This is a genomic window from Streptomyces sp. 3330, from assembly GCF_031456635.1.
Lineage (GTDB): Bacteria > Actinomycetota > Actinomycetes > Streptomycetales > Streptomycetaceae > Streptomyces.
On record NZ_JAVDVA010000011.1, the window covers coordinates 15,811 to 37,705 of the forward strand.

The following is a 21,895-nucleotide window of genomic DNA, read 5'->3' on the forward strand; positions in this document are numbered from 1 at the left end:
CGCGTCACGCCGCCGTGTCCGGGGCGGGCCCAAGTCCTCACGTCCGCACCCGCCTCACCCGATCGCGTTACATCGCGTCCGTTGCGGCGGTGTGGTGACTCGCGATATGTTCGGCTACGGATATTCGGCAGCGAAGTGCTGGTCGTGACCGGTGGAACGAGGTGGTCGTCGTGGCGAGGAAACGCCGCAAGCTCGGCAACCCGTTGGCGCTCGCCGTGATGACGACGCTCTGGCAGAAGCCGATGCATCCGTACGAGATCGCCCAGACCTTGCGCAGCCAGGGCAAGGACACCAGCACGAAGACCAACTACGGCTCGCTCTACACCGTCGTGCAGAACCTCGAGAAGTACGGCTTCGTCGAGGTGACCGGTGTGGAACGCCAGGGCAACCGGCCCGAGCGCACGGTCTACGGGCTCACCGACGCCGGGCGTGAGGAGATGGCCGAGTGGCTGTCCGATCTGATCGCCATCCCCGCGAAGGAGTACCCGATCTTCGAGACGGCGCTCTCGCTGATGGCGGCGCTGCCTCCCGACGAGGTGGTGCGCCTGCTGAAGACCCGGCTGAGCTCTCTGGAGGTCCAGGTGGCCAGTGGCCGGGGCGCCCTCGAGAAGCTCTACGAGACGCTGCCGAGGCTCTTCCTCGTCGAGGTCGAGTACCAGCTGCACATGGTCGAGGCGCAGGCCGAGTGGGTCGGCGGATTCCTCGAGGAGATCAAGAAGGGCTCACTGCCCGGCGTCGAGGAGTGGCGGCGCATCCACGAGACGGGGGAGCCGCCCACGGAATTCACCTCTTGAGAACGACCCCGGCAGGGCTGTTGGAGCAGCTCCGCCGGGGTCCCAACCCCGAACGGGATCCGCCGTGAAGCGGCTCCGGGCCATCGAGGTGCGGCACACCCAGGATAGCCCGGCGCTCTTCACGCGGATCCGCAGTCCTGTCCGCTCACGAAGGAGCACCGTCATGAGCAACACCCGCGCGCCCGCGGTCGAGGCGTGTCGACTCGTCAAGACCTACCCCGGTGGCGTCACCGCCCTGAACGGCCTCGAGATCACCGTCGAGCCCGGCACCGTCTTCGGGCTGCTCGGCCCCAACGGCGCCGGCAAGTCCACCGCGGTCAAGATCCTCACCACCCTCGCCCGCCCCGACTCCGGGACGGCCACCGTCGCCGGGCACGACGTGCTGCGCCACCCGGACCGGGTGCGCCGCGCGATCGGCGTCGTCGCGCAGCACTCGGGCGCCGACCCGGTCGCCAGCGGCCGCGACAACCTCCGTCTCCAGGGCCGGCTCCACGGCCTGCGCGGCGCCGCCCTCGACCGGCGCGTCGACGAGCTGCTCGAACGGTTCACGCTCAGCGACGCCGCGAGGCGCCCGGTGAAGGGCTACTCCGGCGGCATGCGGCGCCGGCTCGACGTCGCGCTCGGTCTGGTGCACCGGCCCGAGGTGCTCTTCCTCGACGAGCCCACCACCGGTCTCGACCCGGAGGCCCGCACCGCGATGTGGGACGAGATCGGCCGGCTGGCCGGCGAGGAGGGGCTGACCATCCTGCTCACCACGCACTACCTGGAGGAGGCCGACCGGCTCGCCGGACGTGTGGCCATCGTCGACCGCGGCCGGATCGTGGTCACGGGCGCCCCCGACTCCCTGAAGGGCGAACTCCGCGGCGACGCCGTGCACGTGGAGCTGCGCACCGCGCCGGGCGAGAGCGGCCGCGTGCTGCTCCGGGACGCCCTGGGCGGAGTGCCGGGCGTCCACGAGGTGGTCGTCGACGGGCCCCGGATCAGCGTCCGCGCCGAGGACGGAGCCGCCGCGGTGCCCGCGCTGCTCGGCGCCCTGGAGCGGGCCGGGGTGGCCGTCGCCACCGCGACCGTGGCCCGGCCCTCGCTGGACGACGTCTACCTGCGGTACGCGGGCCGTCGGTACGCCGAGGCCGAGGGCGGGACCGCCGCCGACGCCCTGATCCTCGCCGGGGGTGCGCGATGAGCACCGCGATCGTCCAGACCTGGTACATGACGCAACGCCAGCTGATGGTGTTCGCCCGCCAGCCCGCCTACGCCGTGATCACGCTGATCCAGCCGGTGATCTGGCTCTTCCTCTTCGGCAGCCTCTTCCGGAACGTGGTGGCGCTGGGCGGCTTCGGCACGACCTCCTACCTCGACTACCTGGTGCCGGGCGTGGTCGTCATGAGCGCGCTCGCCTCCAACCTGTGGGCGGGCATGGGCACGTTGGAGGAGATCCAGCGCGGCACGCTCGACCGCTTCCTGACCACCCCGGCCAGCCGGGCGGCGCTCATGAACGGCAATGTCGTCCACAACGGCGTCGTCACCGCTCTCCAGTCGGCCGTCATCGTGCTGCTGGGCCTGGCGGGCGGTGCGGAGTACCCGGGCGGGGTGCTGGGCGTCGTCGTCCTGATCGTCGTCTCGGTGCTGCTGGGCACGGTGTTCGGCGCGCTGTCCAACACCCTGGGCATGCTGGTGCGGGAGCGGGAGTCGATCATCGGCGTCAACACGTTCCTGCTGCTGCCGCTGACCTTCCTGTCGAGCGCGTTCATGGCGCCGGACCGGATGCCCGGCTGGATACGGCAGGTGGCGCGCTTCAACCCGTTGGACTGGGCGATGGTCGCCGGCCGGTCGGCCCTGTCCACCGACCCGGACCCGGGCGCGGTGCTCCTGCGCGGCGGGGCGCTCCTCGCGCTCGCGACGGCGGCCGTGTGGCTCTCGATCGGGACGTTCCGGTCGTACCAGCGGTCGGTGTAGCGGCAGGGTGCGGCCCAAACGGGGTCGCAGGGGCGGCCCGCCGGGTGCGGGCCGCTTCCGTCGGGTCAGGCGGCCGGCGCCGCCCCCTCCTGCTCCGCCCCCTCCTGCTCCGCCTCCACGCGCGCGTTCCAGTCCCGCTTCGAGGCCTGCCAGCCGTCCTCGTTGTGGCCGAGCCGCCAGTAGCCGGAGATCGACAGGTCCTCCCGCGGGATCTGCAGCTCGACGCGCAGGAGTTTGCGCAGCTCCTTCACGCAGGCGGCCTCGCCGTGCACGAACGCGTGCAGGCGGCCCTCGGGGAACTCCAGCGCCCGGACCGCCTCGACGAGCCGCTCGCCGACCGGCCGGTCGCCGCGGTGCAGCCAGACGACCTCCACGTCGGAGTCGACCTTCTGCTCCTCCTCGGGGCCCGAGACCTCGATGAAGGCGTGGGCGACGGTGCCGGCGGGCAGCGACTCCAGGGCGGCCGCGATGGCCGGCAGGGCGCTCTCGTCGCCGGCCAGCAGGTGCCAGTCCGCGTCGGTGTCGGGCGCGTAGGCGCCGCCGGGGCCCATGAAGCGGACGGTCTCGCCCGGCTGGACGCGCGCCGCCCACGGACCGGCCAGGCCCTCGTCGCCGTGGACCACGAAGTCCAGCGTCAGCTCGCGGAGTTCGGCGTCCCAGTGGCGCACGGTGTACGTGCGGGTCACCGGCCAGTGCTCACGGGGGAACTCGGCGCGGATGCGGTCCATGTCGAAGGGCTCGGGGTAGGTCACGCCCTCGGGGCCGAAGAGCAGTTTCACGTAGTGGTCGGTGCAGGTGCCGGCGGTGAAGTCGGCCAGGCCCTCGCCGCCGAGGACGACGCGCTGCATGTGGGGGGTGAGCCGTTCGGTGCGGACGACCTGCGCGGAGTGGGGCTTCCGCGGCTTCCGTGCCGGACGTTCTGCCATGACGGCCTCCCATGTGGCTATGGTTAGGGTTACCTAAGTTAGCATCTCTCCCCCCGGCGATGCCCTCCCCGACGGGAGGCCGCCCTCACCTCTCACCGGGATCTCATGCAGAGGATGCCCTCCCGCCCCGGCGAAGGTCAGCCCCCGGCGCGAGAGCAATGGTCACGCGGGCGGTGCGCCCAGTGTCGTGAGCAGCCGCTGGAGCGACCCGCCGAGTCCCCAGCGATGCGCCAGTGCCTCCAGTGTCTCTCCGTCGCGCGGCGCGTGCGGCAGGGCGGTGTCCACCTCCGGCAGCGGCACGTCGTCGGCGACCTTGACCACCTTCGGCGCGACGGCGAGGTACGGCCGTGCCTCGTCGAGCCGGCTCCGCTGCGAGGGGGTCAGCTTGGCCCCGCGGTCGTCGATCGCGGCCACGATCCCGGCCAGGTCGCCGAACTCGGCCAGCAGCTTGGCCGCGGTCTTCTCCCCGATGCCCGGCACGCCCGGCAGGCCGTCGCTCGGGTCGCCGCGCAGCAGCGCCAGGTCCGCGTACCCGCTCCCGTCGACGCCGTACTTCTCGCGCAGCCACGCCTCGTCCGTCAGCTGGAGCGTGCCGACGCCCTTCAGCGGGTACAGCACGCGCACCCCGCGGGAGTCGTCCACCAGCTGGTAGAGGTCGCGGTCGCCGGTCACGATGTCGACCGGGCCCTTCGCCCGCCCGGTGAACGTGCCGATCACGTCGTCCGCCTCGTAGCCGGCGACGCCCACCCGGGCGATGCCGAGCGCGTCCAGGACCGCCTCGATGATCGGCACCTGCGGCGAGAGGGTGTCCGGCACCTCCTCCTCGTCCGGGCCGGACTCGTGCTCCTCGGCGACGCGGTGCGCCTTGTAGGAAGGGATCAGGTCGACCCGCCACTGGGGGCGCCAGTCGGCGTCCATGCAGGCGACCAGCTCGTCCGGCCGGTGGTCCTTCACCAGCCGGTCGATGAAGTCCAGCAGCCCGCGCACCGCGTTCACCGGGGTGCCGTCCGGCGCCTTCACGGAGTCCGGGACGCCGAAGTAGGCGCGGAAGTAGAGCGAGGCGGTGTCGAGGAGCATCAGTCGTCCGGTCACGCCTCGCATCATGCCGCACGCGCGCCCCCGCTCTTGGTGGGTATTCACTCCCGTGGCAGGAGTGAACATCCGGTGAAACCTGCTGTGAACTGAACCACTCGTCCGTTTGACCCCATCCGAACAGGGCAGGGGCGGGCTCGGAGCAACGCCCGGTTGCGTTTTCAACTGTTTGCTGTTGCCGAGTGCTCCGATTCCTGTCCCCGACGAGAGGTACGCGTGTCCTCCAGGCTTGAGGCCGAGCATCTGCACAAGGTGTTCGGCAGACGACCGCAGCAGGCAGTCGAGCGGCTCCGGGAGGGAGCCGACCGGGAGGAGCTGCGCGCCGACGGCACCACGGCCGCCGTCATCGACGCCTCCTTCACGGTGGCCCCGGGTGAGATCTTCGTCGTGATGGGCCTGTCGGGATCGGGCAAGTCCACCCTGCTGCGGATGCTCAACGGGCTGCTGGAGCCGACGGCCGGCCGCGTCCTCTTCGACGGCCAGGACCTCACCGCCCTCGCCGACCGCGAACTGCGCGAGGTCCGGGCGAAGAAGATCAGCATGGTCTTCCAGCACTTCGCGCTCTTCCCGCACCGCAGCGTCCTCGACAACGCCGCCTACGGCCTCGCCGTCCAGGGCGTCCCCCGTCGCGAACGCGAGGAGCGCGCCGCCGAGGCGCTGCGCCTGTGCGGTCTGGCCGGCTGGGAGAAGTCCTGGCCGGACGAGCTGTCCGGCGGCATGCAGCAGCGCGTCGGCCTGGCCCGCGCGCTCGCCACCGACGCCGACCTGCTCCTGATGGACGAGTCCTTCAGCGCGCTGGACCCGCTGATCCGCCGGGACATGCAGGACCAGCTCCTCACCCTCCAGCAGACGCTGAAGAAGACCATCGTCTTCATCACCCACGACCTCAACGAGGCCATGCGTCTCGGCGACCGGATCGCCGTCATGCGCGACGGCCGCATCGTGCAGACCGGCACGGCGCAGGACATCCTCATCCGCCCCGCGAACGACTACGTCGCCTCCTTCATCCAGGACGTCGACCGCTCACGCGTGCTGACCGCCTCCGCCGTCATGGACACCGCCGTGCGCGGCGACGAGGCCGACTGCGGCTGCGAGACCGCCACCCCGGACACCCCGTTCACCGCGCTGTGCGCGCTCAGCGCCCGCCTGCCCCATCCGGTCGCGGTCCTCGACGGGAAGCGGGAACTCGTCGGCGTCGTGTCCGGGCAGCGCCTCGTGCGCTTCCTCGGCGACGAACAGGGCGGGACGACGGCCTGCGAGGGTCCGCGCGACAGCGGGAAGAAGGTGATGGCCCGTGCCTAGGCTGCACCTCGGCGACCGGGTCGACTCCGGCGTCGACTGGCTCGTCACCCACATGTCCTGGCTCTTCGACGCGATCAAGACGGTCGTCGAGGGCATGTACGACGGTCTCGACGCCGTCCTCACCGCCCCCGAACCGCTTCTCCTCGCGGGCATCCTCGCGGTGCTCGCCTGGTGGCTGCGCGGTCTCGTCGCGGGCGTCCTGGCCTTCGCCGGGTTCGCCCTCATCGACTCCCTGGCCCTGTGGGACGAGGCGATGTCGACGCTCTCCCTGGTGCTGGTGGCCACGGTCATCGCCCTGGTGATCGCCCTCCCGCTGGGCATCTGGGCCGCCCGCTCCAAGGCCGTGAGCGCGACCCTGCGCCCCGTCCTGGACCTGCTCCAGACCATGCCGTCGATGGTCCTGCTGATCCCGGCCATCCTGTTCTTCGGGATGGGCGTCCCGGCGGGCGTCATCGCCACCCTGATCTTCGCGCTCGCCCCGGGGGTCCGGATGACCGAGCTCGGCATCCGCCAGGTCGACCCCGAACTCGTCGAGGCCGCCGAGGCGTTCGGCACCACGCCCCGCGACACCCTGCTGCGCGTCCAGCTGCCGCTCGCCCTGCCGACGATCATGGCGGGCGTCAACCAGGTCATCATGCTGGGCCTGTCGATGGTCGTCATCGCCGGCATGGTCGGCACCGGCGGCCTCGGCGGCGCCGTCAACGAGGCCATCGGCCAGCTCGACATCGGCCTCGGCTTCGAGGCGGGCCTCGGCATCGTCGTCCTCGCCATCTACCTGGACCGGATGACCGGCGCCCTCGGCACCCGCATCTCCCCGCTCGGCCGCCGCGCCGCCGCCAAGGCCCGGGGCACGGTGTGGACGTACCGTCCGCGCCCGGCCGTGGCCGTGGTCGGCGTGGTCGTGCTCGCCCTGGTCGCCGGCGGCATGAACGTCTTCGGCTCCTCCTCCGGCACCGCCGAGGCCTCCGCGTCGGACATCGGCCGGGGCAAGGAGGTCAAGATCGGCTACATCCCGTGGGACGAGGGCATCGCCTCCACCTACCTCTGGAAGGAACTCCTGGAGGAGCGCGGCTTCGACGTCACCACCACCCAGTACGCCGCGGGCCCCCTGTACACCGGCGTCGCCACCGGGCAGATCGACTTCCAGACCGACGCCTGGCTGCCCACGACCCACGACGAGTACTGGAAGAAGTACGGCGGGCAGCTCGACGACCTGGGCTCCTGGTACGGCCCCACCTCGCTGGAGCTGGCCGTCCCCTCGTACGTCAAGGACGTCGGCTCCCTGGCGGACCTGAAGAGCCACGCCGCCGAGTTCGACGGCAAGATCACCGGCATCGAGCCCAGCGCCGGGATGATGGGCCTGCTCAAGGACAAGGTCCTGGGACAGTACGGCCTCGACGGCGCCTACGCCGTCGTCGACGGGTCCACCCCGGCGATGCTCGCCGAACTCAAGCGCGCGTACGCCGCGAAGAAGCCGATCGTCGTCACCCTGTGGTCGCCGCACTGGGCGTACAGCGACTACGACCTGAAGAAGCTCGCGGATCCCCGGGGCGCCTGGGGCAAGGGGGACGGCGTGCACACCGTCGCCCGCAAGGGCTTCGCCGCCGACAACCCCGAGGTCGGCACGTGGCTGAAGGACTTCAGGATGACCGAGGCCCAGCTCACCGGTCTGGAGGCGCGGATCCAGAAGGCCGGCAAGGGCAAGGAACAGGACGCGGTCCGGACCTGGCTGAAGGAGAATCCAGGTCTGGTCGAGAAGTGGGTACCGGTCGCCGATTCTGGGCAGGAAAGCCGGGCGGCCCGGTGACCTGACAGCACCGCGACCGCCTGACGAGGGGCGGGCACCGGCGTACGGCCTCCGGGCCCGCGCCGGGGCCCGCCCCTCGTGTCGTTCCCGGGGCGCCGGCCGGCCCGCCCCGGGTCGTTCCCGTACGTCTCCCGCGGCGCGCGACCGGCCACGGCACCGGTCCGGCCCCGTCCGGCCGCCGCCCCGCCACGGCAAGGATCCGGCCAAGTACGGAGAGCTACGCCCACGCCCGAACCCCGTCTTCGCGAAGCCGGGGACGAGCGGGAACATGCGCGGCCGTTCGCGCATTGAACCGGACGACGGGTGGCCGGGTCCGTGCCCGGCGCGTCCGGGGTCCGATCGGCTGGCGCGAACTGTGAGGTCCGGTGTTACGCCAGGTGTCCTCGATGTGACGGGCGCATGAAACGGTTTGCCGAACATGCGTAGGGTGCAGACAACTCCTCAGAGGGCGTAGAGGACGTCATGACACCGACGAGCTAAGGAGGGAGCCGGAGCGATGGGCGACCACAAAGAACAGCCCCTGCGCGTAGGCGCGGCCGTGCGGCGCCGCCGGCGGTCCCTGGAGCTCACCCTCGCCGTCGTGGCCGAGCGCAGCGGCCTGTCGGTGCCGTTCCTCAGCCAGATCGAGAACGAGCGCGCGCGGCCCAGCACCAGCTCCCTGGAGAAGGTCGCCGACGCCCTGCGCACCACGGCCGTCGAGCTCCTCGCCGCCGCCGACCCCGCGTGCAGCGTGGACGTCGTGCGCGCCGAGGTGACCGAGCCGGGACCGGGGCCCGAGCCGGAGCCGCGCTCCCGTTCCCTGGTGCGCGGTCACCACCAGATGCACGCCTCGGAGTTCACCGGCGACCATGACGCGGGCCGTGAGTTCCAGTACCGCAACGACCAGCTGATGTACGTGGCCGACGGCGCCGTGGAGATCGAGGCGGAGGGCCGCGCCTACCGTCTGGGCCGCGGCGACACCCTGTACCTCACCGGCGGGGTCCGGCACCGCTGGCGGGCGACCGTGCCGGACACCCGGGTGGTCGTCGTCGCCGTGGCGGAGCACATCGAGGCGGTACGGGACCGGGACCGGGGCCGGAAGCGGTAGTGCGGGTCGTCTCGCTGGTGCCGTCGCTCACGGAGGCGGTCGCCGCCACCGTGCCCGGCGCCCTGGTGGGCGCCACCGACTGGTGCAACCGTCCCGCGGACCTCGGCGTCGTCCGGATCGGCGGGACCAAGAACCCCCGGGTCGACCGGATCGTCGCCCTCGCCCCCGACCTGGTGATCGCCAACGAGGAGGAGAACCGGGAACCGGACCTGGCCGCGCTGCGTGCGGCCGGGCTGGAGGTCCTGGTGACCGCCGTCCGGGACGTGCCGCAGGCCTTCGGCGAGCTGGCGCGGGTGCTCCGGGCCTGCGGGGCTCCCTCCCGGCCGAAGTGGCTCGACCAGGCCGAGGAGGCGTGGGCGGCCCCGCCGCGGCCCGCCCGCCGCCGGACGGCCGTCGTGCCGATCTGGCGCCGCCCGTGGATGGTGCTGGGCCGCGACACCTTCGCCGGGGACGTGCTGGCCCGCCTCGGCGTCGACCAGCTCTACGCCGGGCACGCCGAACGCTATCCGCGGATCCCGGTCGGGGAACTGCTCGCCGCCGCACCGGACCTGGTCGTGCTGCCGGACGAGCCCTACCGCTTCACCGCCGACGACGGCCCGGAGGCCTTCCCCGGTCTGCCCTGCGCGCTGCTCAGCGGACGGCACCTGACGTGGTACGGCCCGTCGCTCGCCGAGGCGCCGCGGGTGCTGGGCGAGGCGCTGCGAGCAGCTCACGGCTGAGCAGCCCCCGGACGGTGTGCGCGGCGGCGACGCCCCACGCGGCGACGAGGACGGCGTACAGCGCGCAGGCGAGCACGTCGTAGGCGACCAGCCCGGTGTGCCGGGCCAGCGCCGCCGCGCCGGTCACACAGGTGCCGACCGGGAAGGTGAACGCCCACCAGGTCATCGCGAAGCCCATCCCGTGCCGGCGGGCCCGCACCACGTGCGCGGTGGCCAGAGCCAGCCAGAACAGCGCGAACCCCATGACGGGCACCCCGTACAGCACGGCGAGCACGGCGAGACCGCGGCTGTCCGGGCCGGGCAGGACCCCCGGAGCGACCTCCGCGAACTTCCCGACGGCGGTCGTGGACTGCCCCAGCGGGCCCAGGACGAGGAACAGGGTCGGGGTGAGGGCGAGGGGCAGCGGCCCGCCCGTCACCAGCCGTCCGAACACCACCGGCAGCATGACGGACGTGGCGAGCAGGCTCAGCCCGAACAGCGAGAAGCAGGCCAGGAGCAGCGTCTGCCGCGGCTGCCCGGCCGGCAGATGCGGCACCAGCGCCGGCCCGAGCGCGGCGGACACCAGGGGCGCCACGAGCGGCAGCAGCCACACCGGCGTGGCCTGGGACACCCGGGCCCGGTGGCGTACGGCCATCAGGCAGGGGACGGCGACGGCGGCCGTGAGGGCGACGGCCGTCCCGACGGTGAACAGCACGGCGTCGAGCGCGACCGCGGCCCGGACGCCGATCCAGTCCCGGCCGACGGTGAGGGCGCCGCCCCCGACGGCGAGCAGCGCCATCGCGAGGCAGCCGTAGAACGGCGCCGTCGCCGGATCCAGGAGGTGGGCCCGGGCCTGGTCGCGGTGGTGCCGCCAGTGCAGGGCGCGGGCGGTGAGCAGGGCCGCCAGCAGGACGAGGGAAAGGGCCCAGCAGACGGTGAGGAGCGGGCGCAGCCCCGGCGGGTGGACGGGGAGCGCGGCTCCCGCCGTGGCGAGGATCGCGGTCCCCATGACCGTGGCGTACCAGTTCGGTCCGAGGTGACGGACGGCGCCGGCGCGCGCACGGGGGAGGGTGAACAGGGGCTGGGCGGCGGTGACCATGACTCCACGGTCGCCCGGGCGGCCGCCCGCGACCAGGGAGGATGACTCTATGGGGGCATAAGCTGGGCTTATGGGGAGTGTCGAGGAACAGCGCGCGGACGACGCACCGGGTTCGATCGCGCACCGTGTCCCGGACCTGGGCGCGCTGGAGTTGCTGCTCGCGGTGGCACGGCTGGGCAGCCTGGGCGCGGCCGCGCGCGAACTCGGCATCACCCAGCCCGCCGCGAGCAGCCGGATCCGTTCCATGGAACGCCAGTTGGGCGTGGCCCTGGTGGACCGCTCGCCGCGCGGCTCCCGGCTCACCGACACCGGCGCGCTGGTGACGGACTGGGCGGGACGGGTCGTCGAGGCGGCACGGGCGTTCGACGCGGGGGCGCAGGCGCTGCGGGTCCGCCGCGACTCACGGCTGCGGGTGGCGGCCAGCATGACGATCGCCGAGTATCTGCTGCCCGGCTGGCTGCTCGCGCTGCGCGCCGGACGGCCGGACACGGCGGTGTCGCTGCTGGCGGGCAACTCGGCGGCCGTCGCCGAGCGGCTGCTCGCGGGGGAGGCGGACCTCGGCTTCGTGGAGGGCCTCACGGTGCCGCCCGGCCTGGACTCGGCCGTGATAGCCCACGACCGTCTGATCGTCGTGGTCGCGCCCGCCCACCCGTGGGCCCGGCGGCGGCGGCCGCTGCCCGCGGCCGAACTGGCCTCGACGCCGCTGATCCTGCGTGAGAAGGGCTCGGGGACCAGGCAGGTGCTCGACACGGCGCTGGGCGGCCTGGCCCGGCCGCTGATCGAGCTCTCCTCGACGACCGCGGTCAAGGCGGCGGCGGTCAGCGGGGCGGGGCCCGCGGTGCTGAGCGAACTGGCGGTCGGTGAGGAGCTGGGGCTGCGGCGGCTGGTGGAGGTGCCGGTCGAGGGGGTGGCGCTGGCACGCGATCTGCGGGCGGTGTGGCCCACGGGGCACCGGCCCGCGGGACCGGCGCGGGAGCTGCTCTCGCTGACGCGGGGCTAGGTTCTCCCGCCCCTCCGCTCCCCGCGTGTCCTGCCCCGGCCCCGGGGACGGCCGCCCCGGGCCCGCTCCGGCCCGGGGCGGCCTCGTCCCCGAGCGCCGGAGGGGCCGGGGGCCCGCCGTCATCGGGGCGAGCCCCGGGAGTGCGCCGCGCCCACCAGGGCGTGCATGACGCGTGTGTCCTCGTCCATCTCCGGGTGCCACTGGACGCCCAGCACCCAGGCCGCGGACGGCAGTTCGATCGCCTCCACGGTGCCGTCCGCCGCGTGAGCCGAGGGGATCAGGCCCGTGCCGAGGCGGTCCACGGCCTGGTGGTGGTAGGCCGGTACGGAGGCCTCCTCCTCGACGACCGCCGCGTACCGCGTGCCGGGGACCGGCTTGACCGGGTGCCGGCCGAAGGCGCCGACGACCTCGGCGTGCCCTTCGATGTGCTGGGTCAGGGTGCCGCCGAGCGCGACGTTCAGCAGCTGCATGCCCCGGCAGATGCCGAGCAGCGGGAGGTCGGCCGCCAGCGCCGCCTCGATCAGGGCCAGCTCCCAGGCGTCCCGTTCGCGGGCCGGCGGCCCGGTGCGGGGGTCCGGCTCGGCGCCGTAGCGGACGGGTTCGACGTCGGGGCCGCCCGCGATCACCAGGCCGTCGAGGCGGGCCACGGCCGCCGCCGCGTGCCCGGGAGCGTCCGGCGGGAGCATCGCGGCCAGCCCGCCGGCCCGCTGCACCAGCCGCGGATACCCGACGGGCAGCAGCGCGGCGTCCAGGGCCCACACGCCCCAGCGCGCCGCGGACTCCAGATACGTGCTGACGCCGATCAGCGGCCGTGCGCCGTCCGTCATGTGCCCTCCTGCTCCCGCAATGGATCGAAGTGAGACCATTTCACGTCAGGAAGCCCCTGAGCAGGGCCGCGGTCCCCGCGCAGTGCTCCCGCATCATCTCCCGAGCCCCGTCCGCGTCCCCGTCCAGCACCGCCTCCACCAGCGCGAGGTGCTGGCGCTGCGAGTGCTCCAGGTTGCGGACGAGCAGCGGGATGCAGTCGAGCAGGTCGTTCACCGTGGCCCGGACCGCCGCGTACCGCGCGGTCAGCGAGGGGGAGCCGCACAGCTCGGCCAGGGTGAGGTGGAGCATCGTGTCCAGCCGCCGGTAGTCGGCCAGCGGCGCGTCCGCCGTGCGGGCCAGCGCCTCGCGCAACCGGTCCGCCTGCTCGTCGTCCAGGCCGTGCGCGGCGCACAGGCCCGCCGCGCCCACCTCGAGCACCTCGCGGAAGCGCAGGACGTCCTCGATGTCGACCTCCGCGATCCGCCGCCGCAGCTCGTCCTCGCCGCCGGCGTCCGAACGCGGCAGCACGAACGTTCCGCCGTAGCGGCCCCGGCGGGACTCGACCAGGCCCTGGTCCTGGAGGACCTTCAGCACCTCGCGCAGCGTCACCCGGCTGATCCCGAGCCGTTCCGCCAGGTCCCGCTCGGCCGGCAGCCGTTCGCCCCCCGGCACCAGCCCCAGCCGCACCACCTGGAGGATCTGCTCCAGCGCCTCCTCGAAGCCGTTCCCGGCCCGCACCGGCCGCAGCACCGGCGTCAACCGGTCGTCCGGTCCGCCGTCAGCGTCCACCGACATCTGGTCGCGCCCCCTTCCCAAGCAATGGTTCTCCGCAATACCTTATGGCTCCCGGCCCGCCCGAAGAAGACGAAGGAGCCGGGGAAGCCGAAGGAGGCCCTCCCGTGGCAGACCGCACACCCCCGCTCAGTGTCGACGAGCTGCACGCTCATGTCGCGAGCGGTGAGATCGACACTGTCGTCCTGGCCTTCCCCGACATGCAAGGGCGTCTCCAGGGCAAGCGGTTCGCCGCCGGGTTCTTCCTCGACGAGGTCCTCCGGCACGGCACCGAGGGCTGCAACTACCTCCTCGCCGTCGACACGGAGATGAACACCGTCGACGGGTACGCCATGTCCTCCTGGGAGCGCGGGTACGGCGACTTCGCCATGCACCCCGACCTGTCGACCCTGCGCCGCGTGCCGTGGAACGCCGGAACCGCCCTGGTCATCGCCGACCTGGCCTGGAACGACGGCTCGCCCGTGGTCGCCGCGCCGCGCCAGATCCTGCGCCGCCAGCTGGAGCGCCTCGCCGGGCACGGCTTCACCGCCCAGGTCGGCACCGAGCTGGAGTTCATCGTCTTCAAGGACAGCTACGAGGCCGCCTGGGACGCCGACTACCGCGGACTCACGCCCGTCAACCAGTACAACGTCGACTACTCGGTGCTCGGCACCGGCCGGGTCGAGCCGCTGCTGCGCCGCATCCGCAACGAGATGGCAGGCGCCGGACTCACCGTCGAGTCCGCCAAGGGCGAGTGCAACCCCGGCCAGCACGAGATCGTCTTCCGCTACGACGAGGCCCTGGTCACCTGCGACCAGCACGCGATCTACAAGACCGGCGCCAAGGAGATCGCCGCCCAGGAGGGTGTCTCGCTGACCTTCATGGCCAAGTACAACGAGCGCGAGGGCAACTCCTGCCACATCCACCTCTCGCTCACCGACGCCGACGGCGCCAACGTCATGGCCGGCGACGGGGAGGGCGGGATGTCCGACGTCATGCGGCACTTCCTCGCCGGACAGCTCGCCGCCCTGCGCGACTTCTCGCTCCTCTACGCCCCGAACATCAACTCCTACAAGCGGTTCCAGCCGGGCTCCTTCGCGCCGACCGCCGTCGCCTGGGGCCACGACAACCGGACCTGCTCCCTCCGGGTCGTCGGCCACGGCCGCTCGACGCGCTTCGAGAACCGGCTGCCCGGCGGCGACGTCAACCCCCACCTCGCGGTCGCCGGTCTGGTCGCGGCAGGCCTGTACGGCGTCGAACAGAAGCTGGAGCTGCCCGAGGCGTGTGCCGGCAACGCCTACACCGCCGAGTACGCGCACGTCCCGACCACCCTGCGCGAGGCCGCCGAGCTCTGGGCGAACAGCCCGATCGCGCTGGCCGCGTTCGGCGAGGAGGTCGTCGCGCACTACTCCAACATGGCACGCGTCGAGCTGGCGGCCTTCGACGCGGCGGTCACCGACTGGGAACTGCGCCGGTCCTTCGAACGCCTCTGACGGCGCCTCCGACGCACCCGCCCCCGCCCGTGAAAGGTCCTTCCGTGCCCGGTCCCTCCCTGCCCGATGCCTCGCCGTCCGGTCCCTCTCCGTCCGGCCCGCGGTCGCTTCCGCACGAGCTGATCGTCCTCAACCCGGCCACCGAGGAGGTCGTCGCCACCGTCCCGGCCGCGTCCGCGGCCGACGTGGACCGCGCGGTCGCCCGGGCCTGCGCCGCCCAGCGGGCCTGGTCGGCCGCCGCCCCGGCCGACCGGGCCCGGCTGCTGCGCCGCTTCGCCGACGTCGTCGACGCCCACGTCGAGGAACTGGCGCTGCTCGAGGTCCGCGAGGCCGGCCACCTCCTCGGGAACGCGCGCTGGGAGGCCGGCAACGCCCGTGACCTGCTCCTGTACGCGGCCGGCGGCGTCGAACGGCTCCTGGGCAGCCAGATCCCCGTGCCCGGCGGCTGGAACGTCACCTTCCGGGAGCCGCTCGGCGTGGTCGGGGTGATCGCCCCCTGGAACTTCCCGATGCCCATCGCCGCCTGGGGCTCCTTCCCGGCCCTCGCGGCGGGCAACGCCGTCGTCCTCAAGCCCGCCGAGACCACCCCGCTCACCGCCCTGCGCCTGGCCGAACTGGCCCTGGAGGCAGGCCTGCCGGAGCACCTCTTCCAGGTGCTGCCCGGCCACGGAGCCGTCGCCGGACGGGCGCTCGTCGACCACCCGGGCGTGGCGAAGATCGTGTTCACGGGCTCCACCCGCACCGGACGCGAGGTCATGGAGCGCTGCGCCCGGCAGGTCAAGCCCGTCACCCTGGAACTCGGCGGCAAGAGCCCCAACATCGTCTTCGCGGACGCCGACCTGAAGGCCGCGGTCGACCCGTTCTCCTTCCTCGACAACTCCGGCCAGGACTGCTGCGCCCGCACCCGCGTCCTCGTCCAGGAATCCGTCTACGACGAGGTGGCGGACCGTCTGGCGCGGGAACTGGCCGCTGTGACGGTCGGCGACCCGGCCGACGAGAAGACCCGGATGGGTCCGCTGATCTCCCGGCAACAGGTGGACCGCGTACGGTCGTTCGTGCCGGACGACGCCGAGGCGCTGCGCGGCACCGCGCCCGACGGCCCCGGCTTCTGGTTCCCGCCGACCGTCCTCACCGGCGTCGCGTCCGACGCGCCCGCCGCCCGCGAGGAGATCTTCGGCCCCGTCGCCGTACTGCTCCCCTTCACGGACGAGGCGGACGCGATCCGGCTCGCCGACGACACCCCCTACGGCCTCTCCGGCTCCATCTGGACCCGGGACGTCGGCCGGGCGCTGCGCGTCTCCCAGGCCGTCCGCGCCGGCAACCTGTCCGTCAACTCCCACTCCAGCGTGCGCTACTGGACCCCGTTCGGCGGCTACAAGCAGTCCGGCGTCGGCCGTGAGCTGGGGCCGGACGCCCTGACCGCCTTCACCGAAACCAAGAACGTCTTCATCAGCACGGAGGGCCCCGCACAGTGACCGCATCGCCTGACGAGATCATCTGCCGCCGTCTGGTCGGCCGCACCGCCGTCATCACCGGAGCCGGCAGCGGCATCGGCCTCGCCACCGCGCGCCGGCTCGCCTCCGAGGGCGCGCACGTCGTCTGCGGCGATGTGGACGAGACCCGCGGCAAGGCCGCCGCGGAGGAGGTCGGCGGCATCTTCGTGAAGGTCGACGTGACCGATCCCGAGCAGGTCGAGGCGCTGTTCGAGGCGGCCTTCGACACCTACGGCAGCGTCGACGTCGCCTTCAACAACGCCGGCATCTCGCCGCCCGACGACGACTCCATCCTGGAGACCGGCCTGGAGGCCTGGAAGCGCGTCCAGGAGGTCAACCTGACCTCCGTCTACCTGTGCTGCAAGGCGGCGATCCCCTACATGCGGCGCCAGGGCAGGGGCTCCATCATCAACACGGCGTCCTTCGTGGCCCGGATGGGCGCCGCCACCTCGCAGATCTCGTACACGGCGTCCAAGGGCGGCGTCCTCGCCATGTCCCGTGAGCTGGGCGTGCAGTTCGCGCGGGAGGGCATCCGCGTGAACGCCCTCTGCCCGGGGCCGGTCAACACCCCGCTGCTCCAGGAGCTGTTCGCCACGGACCCGGAGCGGGCGGCCCGCCGGCTGGTCCACATTCCCGTCGGCCGGTTCGCCGAGGCCGAGGAGATCGCCGCCGCCGTGGCCTTCCTGGCCAGCGACGACTCCTCGTTCGTCAACGCCGCCGACTTCCTGGTGGACGGAGGCATCTCGGGCGCGTACGTGACCCCGCTCTAGGACGCCCCACGGCCGCCCGCCTAGAGGAAGGTCCGCCCCTCACCCCGGTAGGTCGGCACGGTCGCCGTCACCGCGTCCCCCTCGACGAGGTGCAGCACGTCGAACCGCTCGCACAGCTCACCGGCCTTCGCGTGCCGGAACCACACCTTGTCGCCGATCAGCAGATCGTCGGCGGGGGAGCCGAGCAGCGGCGTCTGCACCTCGCCCGGTCCCTCCTGCGGGTCGTACCGCAGCCCTTCCGGCAGGTACGGCACGGGCAGCCGGTCGGGCCCCGCCGCACCGGACGCGGGATACCCGCCGCCGAGCACGGTCACGACCCCCACGCCCGGCCGCCGGACGACGGGCTGGGCGAACAGGGCCGCCGGACGGCCGCTGAAGGAGGTGTAGTTGTCGAACAGCCGCGGCACGTACAGCCCCGACCCGGCCGCGATCTCGGTGACCGCGTCCTCGGCCGCGGTGTGCTGCACACTGCCGGTGCCACCGCCGTTGACGTACTCCAGATCCGGCACGACGGCCCGCACCGCGCGCACCACCGCGGCGCGGCGCTCGGCGAGCTCGCGCCGGGCGGCGGCCTGCATCAGCCGGATGGCCCGGGACCGGAAGGGCCGCCCGGCGACCGCGTCGCCGACCCCGGCGATGTGCCCCTCGTAGGCCATGATCCCCACGAGCCGGAAACCGGGCCGCCGGGCGATCGCCCGCGCCACGTCGGCGACCTGGGCGGGGGAGTGCAGCGGCGAGCGCAGGGCGCCCACCCGGACCCGGCCGCCGAGGAACTTCAGCGCCGTGTCCAACTCCAGGCAGACCCGGATGACTTCGCGTCCCTCGCCGCGCGCGCCGTCGATGAGGTCGAGCTGGGAGACGTCGTCGACCATGACGGTGACGGCGGCGGCCGGCTTCGGGTCGGCGGCGAGTTCGGCGAACGCCGTGCGGTCCGCCGACGGGTAGGCGAGGAGGATGTCGTCGAACCCGGACCGGGCCAGCCACAGGGACTCGGCCAGGGTGAACGACATGATCCCGGCGAAGCCGTCCCTCGCCAGAACCCGTTCCAGCAGGGTCCGGCAGCGTACGGACTTGCTGGCGACACGGATCGGCTTGCCGCCGGCCCGGCGGACCAGGTCCTCGGCGTTCGCGTCGAAGGCGTCCAGGTCCACGAGGGCGAGAGGGGCGTCGAGATGGGCGGTGGCCCGGTCGTAACGGGCCCGGTCGGCGGCGCGCGCAGTCATGAACGCAGCCTGCCAGACAGGATTACCGCAGGGTAGGGGGACGTTCCGGGCAGAAGCCCCGGGCGTCGCGGACTGGTTCCCGTTCGCCCGGCGACAAGCCGTAGAGTGACGCGCACGCACGGAGGACGGCTCCGGCCGGGCACGCCTGCCGGGATGCCGGTCCGCCCGCGCGGGTATGCGTGCCCGGGACGGACTGCGTCGTCCACGCCGGGCCGCCCGGGCACGAGACCGACCGCCCGCGTACAGAACGACGGCCCGGGGACGAGGAAACGGGGGGTGCATGAGTACGGAAGCACGCCGCGCCTCGGTCCCCCCGCGCCCGGACGTGCCGCCGCCCCACCCCGGTGTCCCGCCCCGCCCGGCCACCCCGCCCCGCCCGGCCCAGCCCCCGACGGCCCCGCCGGACGAGGCGAGCACCCCCCAGGACCCCGCCGGGCCGCCGCGACGCGACCCCGCGCGCGGGACAGCCCCCGCCGCGGACCCGCAGAACCCCGCCGCGCCGCCTCGGACGCCGACCGGCCCGCCGCGGCAGCGGGCCGAGCGGGAGGTCCCGGACAGGGCGGCTCCCGGCCCGGCCGGAGCGCGCGAGGCACACCGGCGCGAGGGCGCGGCCGACGACGGCCTCCCCTCCCCGGGACCCGGCTCCCCCTTCTTCCGCACCACCCCCCGCCGCACCGCACCGCGGGCCCAGCACACGGACGCCATGACCCCGCCCCCGCCCCCCGCGTCCGCCCGCTTCCCGGACACCCCGCCGCAGCCGGCGCCGCGCAGCGACGACACCGGCACGCCCGCGCGCGCCGAGGAACGCCCCGCCGCACCCCCGGCCTCCCGGCCGGCCCCGCCCCACGACTTCCGCCGCACCCCCCGGCCCACCAGGCCGGCCGGCCGTCCCGCCCCGTCGGAGGACTCCCGCCCCACGGGCCAGGACGGCGCCACCCCGCGCACGGGTACGACCGCCCCCCGCACCGCCGGCGGTAAGGCCCCCCGCCCCACCGCCCCGGCCGACACCCCTGCCGCCGACACCCCTGCCACCGGCACCTCCGCCGTCCGCCCCACCGGCGACGCGCCCGCCGGTCCGGGCGCCTCCCGTCCCGCCGCCCCGGGAGACTTCTTCTCCGGCGCGGGCCCTCGCCCCACCGGCTCCGGCACCCGCCCCGCGGCCCCGCCGCCACCCCCGCGTCCCGTCGTCCCGCCGCCGCCCTCTCCTCCCGTGGGTCCGGCCGACGCCTCCTCGGCCGACAGCGCATGGTCGCCGCTGCCCCGCAGCTGGGTGCCCGCGCCCGGCCGGAGCCGACGGGAAACCGGGTCGGACGGTGCCGCGGGCGGGCCGCGCGCTGACGCGCAGGCGGCCCCGGCGGTGGCGGACGACGGACCGGCCTGGAGCCCCGGCGCGGCCGTGCGGCAGCCCGCGTTCGCCGTGCCGCCCGTCCCCGCCGCACCCCCCGCCACGCAGACCCCGCGCCGGACCGACGGCGGCCCGGACGGGGCGAGCGGCCCCGATCCGTCCCTCTCCTGGAGCGCTCCCATGACCCCGGGCGGCGCCCTCGGCGCCACCCGGCCCGTGGTGACCTTCGGGCGTCCCGAGGGATACCGGGACGCGCCCCGGACCTTCGGCCGACGGGGACGCCTCGCGGCGGCCACCGTCTGCGCCGTCCTCGGCATGGGGCTCATCGGCGGTGCGGTCACCGGCAGTTGGCTGGTCGGGGACTCGGCGGACGCCGCCGAGCGCAGCGCCTACACCACCGCCGGCGGCCTGTGGCACAACGTGCCGGTCGACCAGCTGTTCCCGCCCACGGTCGACGGCCAGGGCGCCGGTCCCGGCGGCGCCGACCGCACCTGGACCCGGATCGCCGTCGCCCCGGACGGCGGCTGCGCCGCGGCCTTCGACCCCCTGCTGCTCAAGGCGCTCGCCCCGGTCGGCTGCCGGCGGCTTCTGCGGGCCACCTACACCGACGCCACCCAGAGCCACGTGACCACCGTCGGCCTGCTGTTCACCACGGCCGACGCGGCCGCCATGCGGGCGCTCGACACCCGCTTCACCCGGGAGAAGCTGGCGGAGCGGACCGATCTGATGCCCCGGCCGTACGCCGCGAAGGGCACCGTCGCCGCCGCCTTCGGCGACCGGCAGCGCGCGGCCTGGACGGTCTCCGTCCTCACCGACGCGCCCGTCGTCGTCTACGCCGTCTCCGGCTGGGCCGACGGCCGCGTGGTCGACACCCCGCAGCCCGCCCCCGCGGCCACCGCGGCGGGCGCCACGACGGCCCCGGCCCAGGCGGGCCTCGGCAACGAGGCCCAGGGCCTCGCCGACCGCATCGAGCGCGGCCTGCGCAAGACCGCCGCCACGCCCTCGGAGCAGCCCTCATGAGCAGCCGTACGACCCGCAGGGCCGGGCTCCTGTGCTGTCTTCTCGCCGCCACCGTCGCCCTCGTGCCGCCCTCCACCGCCTACGCCGACGGCATCCGCGCCAAGCAGTGGGCCCTGGAGGCCCTGCACACGGACGAGGCCTGGCGGACCACCAAGGGCGCGGGCATCACCGTCGCCGTCCTGGACACCGGCGTCGAGGCCGATCACCCCGACCTCACCGGCAACGTGCTGACCGGCAAGGACATGGTCGGCTTCGGAGCCGGCCCGGGTGACCGCGCATGGGCCCGCCACGGCACCGCGATGGCCGGCATCATCGCCGGTCACGGCCATGGCAGCGGCAACGGCGACGGCGTCCTGGGCATCGCCCCGGAAGCGAAGATCCTCCCCGTCCGGGTGATCCTCGAGGACGGCGACCCGCAGCGCACCAAGGCCCGCAACACCCGCGGCAACGCCCTCGCCGAGGGCATCCGCTGGGCCGCCGACCAGGGCGCCGACGTCATCAACCTCTCCCTGGGCGACGACTCCGCCTCCGCCCACCCCGAACCCGCCGAGGACGAGGCCGTCCAGTACGCGCTGAAGAAGGGCTCGGTCGTCGTCGCCTCGGCCGGCAACGGCGGCGAGAAGGGCGACCACATCTCCTACCCGGCGGCCTACCCCGGCGTCATCGCCGCGACCGCCGTCGACCGCTACGGCACCCGGGCCTCCTTCTCCACCCGCCGCTGGTACGCCACGGTCAGCGCGCCCGGTGTCGACGTCGTCATCGCCGACCCGGACCACAAGTACTACGAGGGGTGGGGGACCAGCGCCGCTTCCGCCTTCGTCTCGGGAGCCGTGGCGCTCGTCAAGGGCGCGCGTCCCGGGCTCACCCCGGCCCAGATCAAGAAGCTGCTGGAGGACACCGCGCGCAACGCCCCCACCGGCGGGCGCGACGACTCCCGCGGCTTCGGGTTCATCGACCCGGCCGCCGCGATCAAGGCCGCCGCCGGGCTCGAGCCGGAGGGCCTGCAGTCGGCGGCCTACGGCGAGCGCTACTTCGGCTCCGGCCCGGACAAGCCCGAGGCGGACGACGACCAGGGCGGCTGGGCGGGCCTGCTCGCGGGCGGCGCCGGGGGAGTGCTGCTGGTGACGGGGGCCGTCCTGTGGCGCGGCCGCCGCGAGCGCAACCGGCCCGAGTCCCGCGAGGCGCTCCAGCCCTGAGGCGGCGCTCCGGCTC

Annotated in this window: 19 protein-coding genes; 13 read left to right on the top strand and 6 right to left on the bottom strand. The window is 74.1% G+C overall.

From position 1 onward, the window contains the following. Positions 1–170 precede the first annotated feature (170 nt). The 3 genes from J2X68_RS19515 to J2X68_RS19525 all read left to right on the top strand — a co-directional run bounded on the left by J2X68_RS19515 (position 171) and on the right by J2X68_RS19525 (position 2,750). On the top strand, positions 171–794 hold the full coding sequence (locus tag J2X68_RS19515) for a PadR family transcriptional regulator (RefSeq protein WP_310433820.1): 624 nt from the start codon (positions 171–173) through the stop codon (positions 792–794). Between the two features lie 163 nt (positions 795–957). Beyond that, on the top strand, positions 958–1,977 hold the full coding sequence (locus tag J2X68_RS19520) for an ATP-binding cassette domain-containing protein (protein WP_310433821.1): 1,020 nt from the start codon (positions 958–960) through the stop codon (positions 1,975–1,977). Then, positions 1,974–2,750, top strand: a complete 777-nt coding sequence (locus tag J2X68_RS19525) for an ABC transporter permease (protein ID WP_310433822.1) — start codon at positions 1,974–1,976, stop codon at positions 2,748–2,750. The genes J2X68_RS19520 and J2X68_RS19525 overlap by 4 nt, the downstream gene beginning before the upstream one ends. A 65-nt stretch (positions 2,751–2,815) precedes the next feature. Here J2X68_RS19525 and J2X68_RS19530 read toward each other — a convergent pair whose 3' ends face one another. Both J2X68_RS19530 and J2X68_RS19535 read right to left on the bottom strand, forming a co-directional pair. Next, on the bottom strand, positions 2,816–3,676 hold the full coding sequence (locus J2X68_RS19530; protein WP_310433823.1) for a siderophore-interacting protein: 861 nt from the start codon (positions 3,674–3,676) through the stop codon (positions 2,816–2,818). 162 nt (positions 3,677–3,838) lie between these two features. Further along, positions 3,839–4,777: a 5'-3' exonuclease gene (locus J2X68_RS19535; protein WP_310434019.1), complete on the bottom strand. Its 939-nt coding sequence runs from the start codon at positions 4,775–4,777 to the stop codon at positions 3,839–3,841. 207 nt (positions 4,778–4,984) lie between these two features. Here J2X68_RS19535 and J2X68_RS19540 point away from each other — a divergent pair, with 207 nt between their 5' ends. The 4 genes from J2X68_RS19540 to J2X68_RS19555 all read left to right on the top strand — a co-directional run bounded on the left by J2X68_RS19540 (position 4,985) and on the right by J2X68_RS19555 (position 9,683). Next, complete coding sequence (locus tag J2X68_RS19540; RefSeq protein WP_310433824.1) at positions 4,985–6,070, top strand: glycine betaine/L-proline ABC transporter ATP-binding protein; 1,086 nt, start codon at positions 4,985–4,987, stop codon at positions 6,068–6,070. Continuing rightward, positions 6,063–7,877, top strand: a complete 1,815-nt coding sequence (locus tag J2X68_RS19545) for an ABC transporter permease/substrate binding protein (protein WP_310433825.1) — start codon at positions 6,063–6,065, stop codon at positions 7,875–7,877. Before J2X68_RS19540 ends, J2X68_RS19545 begins: the two co-directional genes overlap by 8 nt. 496 nt (positions 7,878–8,373) lie before the next feature. Further along, positions 8,374–8,964, top strand: a complete 591-nt coding sequence (locus tag J2X68_RS19550; protein ID WP_020128360.1) for a helix-turn-helix domain-containing protein — start codon at positions 8,374–8,376, stop codon at positions 8,962–8,964. Continuing rightward, positions 8,964–9,683 carry a helical backbone metal receptor gene (locus J2X68_RS19555; protein WP_310433826.1) on the top strand — a complete coding sequence of 240 codons (720 nt, stop codon included), beginning with the start codon at positions 8,964–8,966 and terminating at the stop codon, positions 9,681–9,683. Before J2X68_RS19550 ends, J2X68_RS19555 begins: the two co-directional genes overlap by 1 nt. On the opposite strand, the gene J2X68_RS19560 is transcribed toward J2X68_RS19555, so the two are convergent. Then, entirely contained in the window at positions 9,595–10,761 is a 1,167-nt protein-coding gene (locus J2X68_RS19560) for a TDT family transporter (protein WP_310433827.1), read from the bottom strand. The two genes, J2X68_RS19555 and J2X68_RS19560, sit on opposite strands and share 89 nt — an antisense overlap. Positions 10,762–10,831: 70 nt before the next feature. On the opposite strand from J2X68_RS19560, the gene J2X68_RS19565 reads away from it, so the two are divergent. After that, positions 10,832–11,761, top strand: a complete 930-nt coding sequence (locus J2X68_RS19565) for a LysR family transcriptional regulator (protein WP_310433828.1) — start codon at positions 10,832–10,834, stop codon at positions 11,759–11,761. 119 nt (positions 11,762–11,880) lie between these two features. Here J2X68_RS19565 and J2X68_RS19570 read toward each other — a convergent pair whose 3' ends face one another. Then, positions 11,881–12,588: a gamma-glutamyl-gamma-aminobutyrate hydrolase family protein gene (locus J2X68_RS19570; RefSeq protein ID WP_310433829.1), complete on the bottom strand. Its 708-nt coding sequence runs from the start codon at positions 12,586–12,588 to the stop codon at positions 11,881–11,883. Between the two features lie 40 nt (positions 12,589–12,628). Then, positions 12,629–13,363 (bottom strand): FCD domain-containing protein, encoded by a 735-nt coding sequence (locus J2X68_RS19575; protein WP_310433830.1) that lies wholly within the window; start codon positions 13,361–13,363, stop codon positions 12,629–12,631. Positions 13,364–13,467: 104 nt separating this feature from the next. Between J2X68_RS19575 and J2X68_RS19580 the strand changes: the two genes are divergently transcribed. From J2X68_RS19580 to J2X68_RS19590, 3 genes are read left to right on the top strand one after another with little or no spacing between them, the layout of a single operon-like run. Then, the gene (locus J2X68_RS19580; RefSeq protein WP_310433831.1) at positions 13,468–14,832 is read left to right on the top strand and encodes a glutamine synthetase family protein; all 1,365 of its coding nucleotides are present in this window, start codon (positions 13,468–13,470) and stop codon (positions 14,830–14,832) included. Positions 14,833–14,891: 59 nt separating this feature from the next. Further along, positions 14,892–16,307, top strand: a complete 1,416-nt coding sequence (locus J2X68_RS19585; protein WP_399040403.1) for an aldehyde dehydrogenase family protein — start codon at positions 14,892–14,894, stop codon at positions 16,305–16,307. Further along, positions 16,304–17,095 carry a 3-oxoacyl-ACP reductase gene (locus tag J2X68_RS19590; RefSeq protein WP_310433832.1) on the top strand — a complete coding sequence of 264 codons (792 nt, stop codon included), beginning with the start codon at positions 16,304–16,306 and terminating at the stop codon, positions 17,093–17,095. The genes J2X68_RS19585 and J2X68_RS19590 overlap by 4 nt, the downstream gene beginning before the upstream one ends. Positions 17,096–17,115: 20 nt before the next feature. Here the strand turns inward: J2X68_RS19590 and J2X68_RS19595 are convergent, their stop codons facing one another. Beyond that, positions 17,116–18,318, bottom strand: coding sequence for an amino acid deaminase/aldolase (locus tag J2X68_RS19595; protein ID WP_310433833.1), 1,203 nt, complete (start codon positions 18,316–18,318; stop codon positions 17,116–17,118). Between the two features lie 280 nt (positions 18,319–18,598). Here J2X68_RS19595 and J2X68_RS19600 point away from each other — a divergent pair, with 280 nt between their 5' ends. Together J2X68_RS19600 and mycP are read left to right on the top strand one after the other, a co-directional pair. After that, a complete protein-coding gene (locus tag J2X68_RS19600) occupies positions 18,599–20,683 on the top strand; it encodes a hypothetical protein (protein ID WP_310433834.1) in 2,085 nt (694 codons plus the stop codon). Then, the gene (gene mycP / locus J2X68_RS19605) at positions 20,680–21,879 is read left to right on the top strand and encodes a type VII secretion-associated serine protease mycosin (protein WP_310433835.1); all 1,200 of its coding nucleotides are present in this window, start codon (positions 20,680–20,682) and stop codon (positions 21,877–21,879) included. Before J2X68_RS19600 ends, mycP begins: the two co-directional genes overlap by 4 nt. Positions 21,880–21,895: the final 16 nt, after the last annotated feature.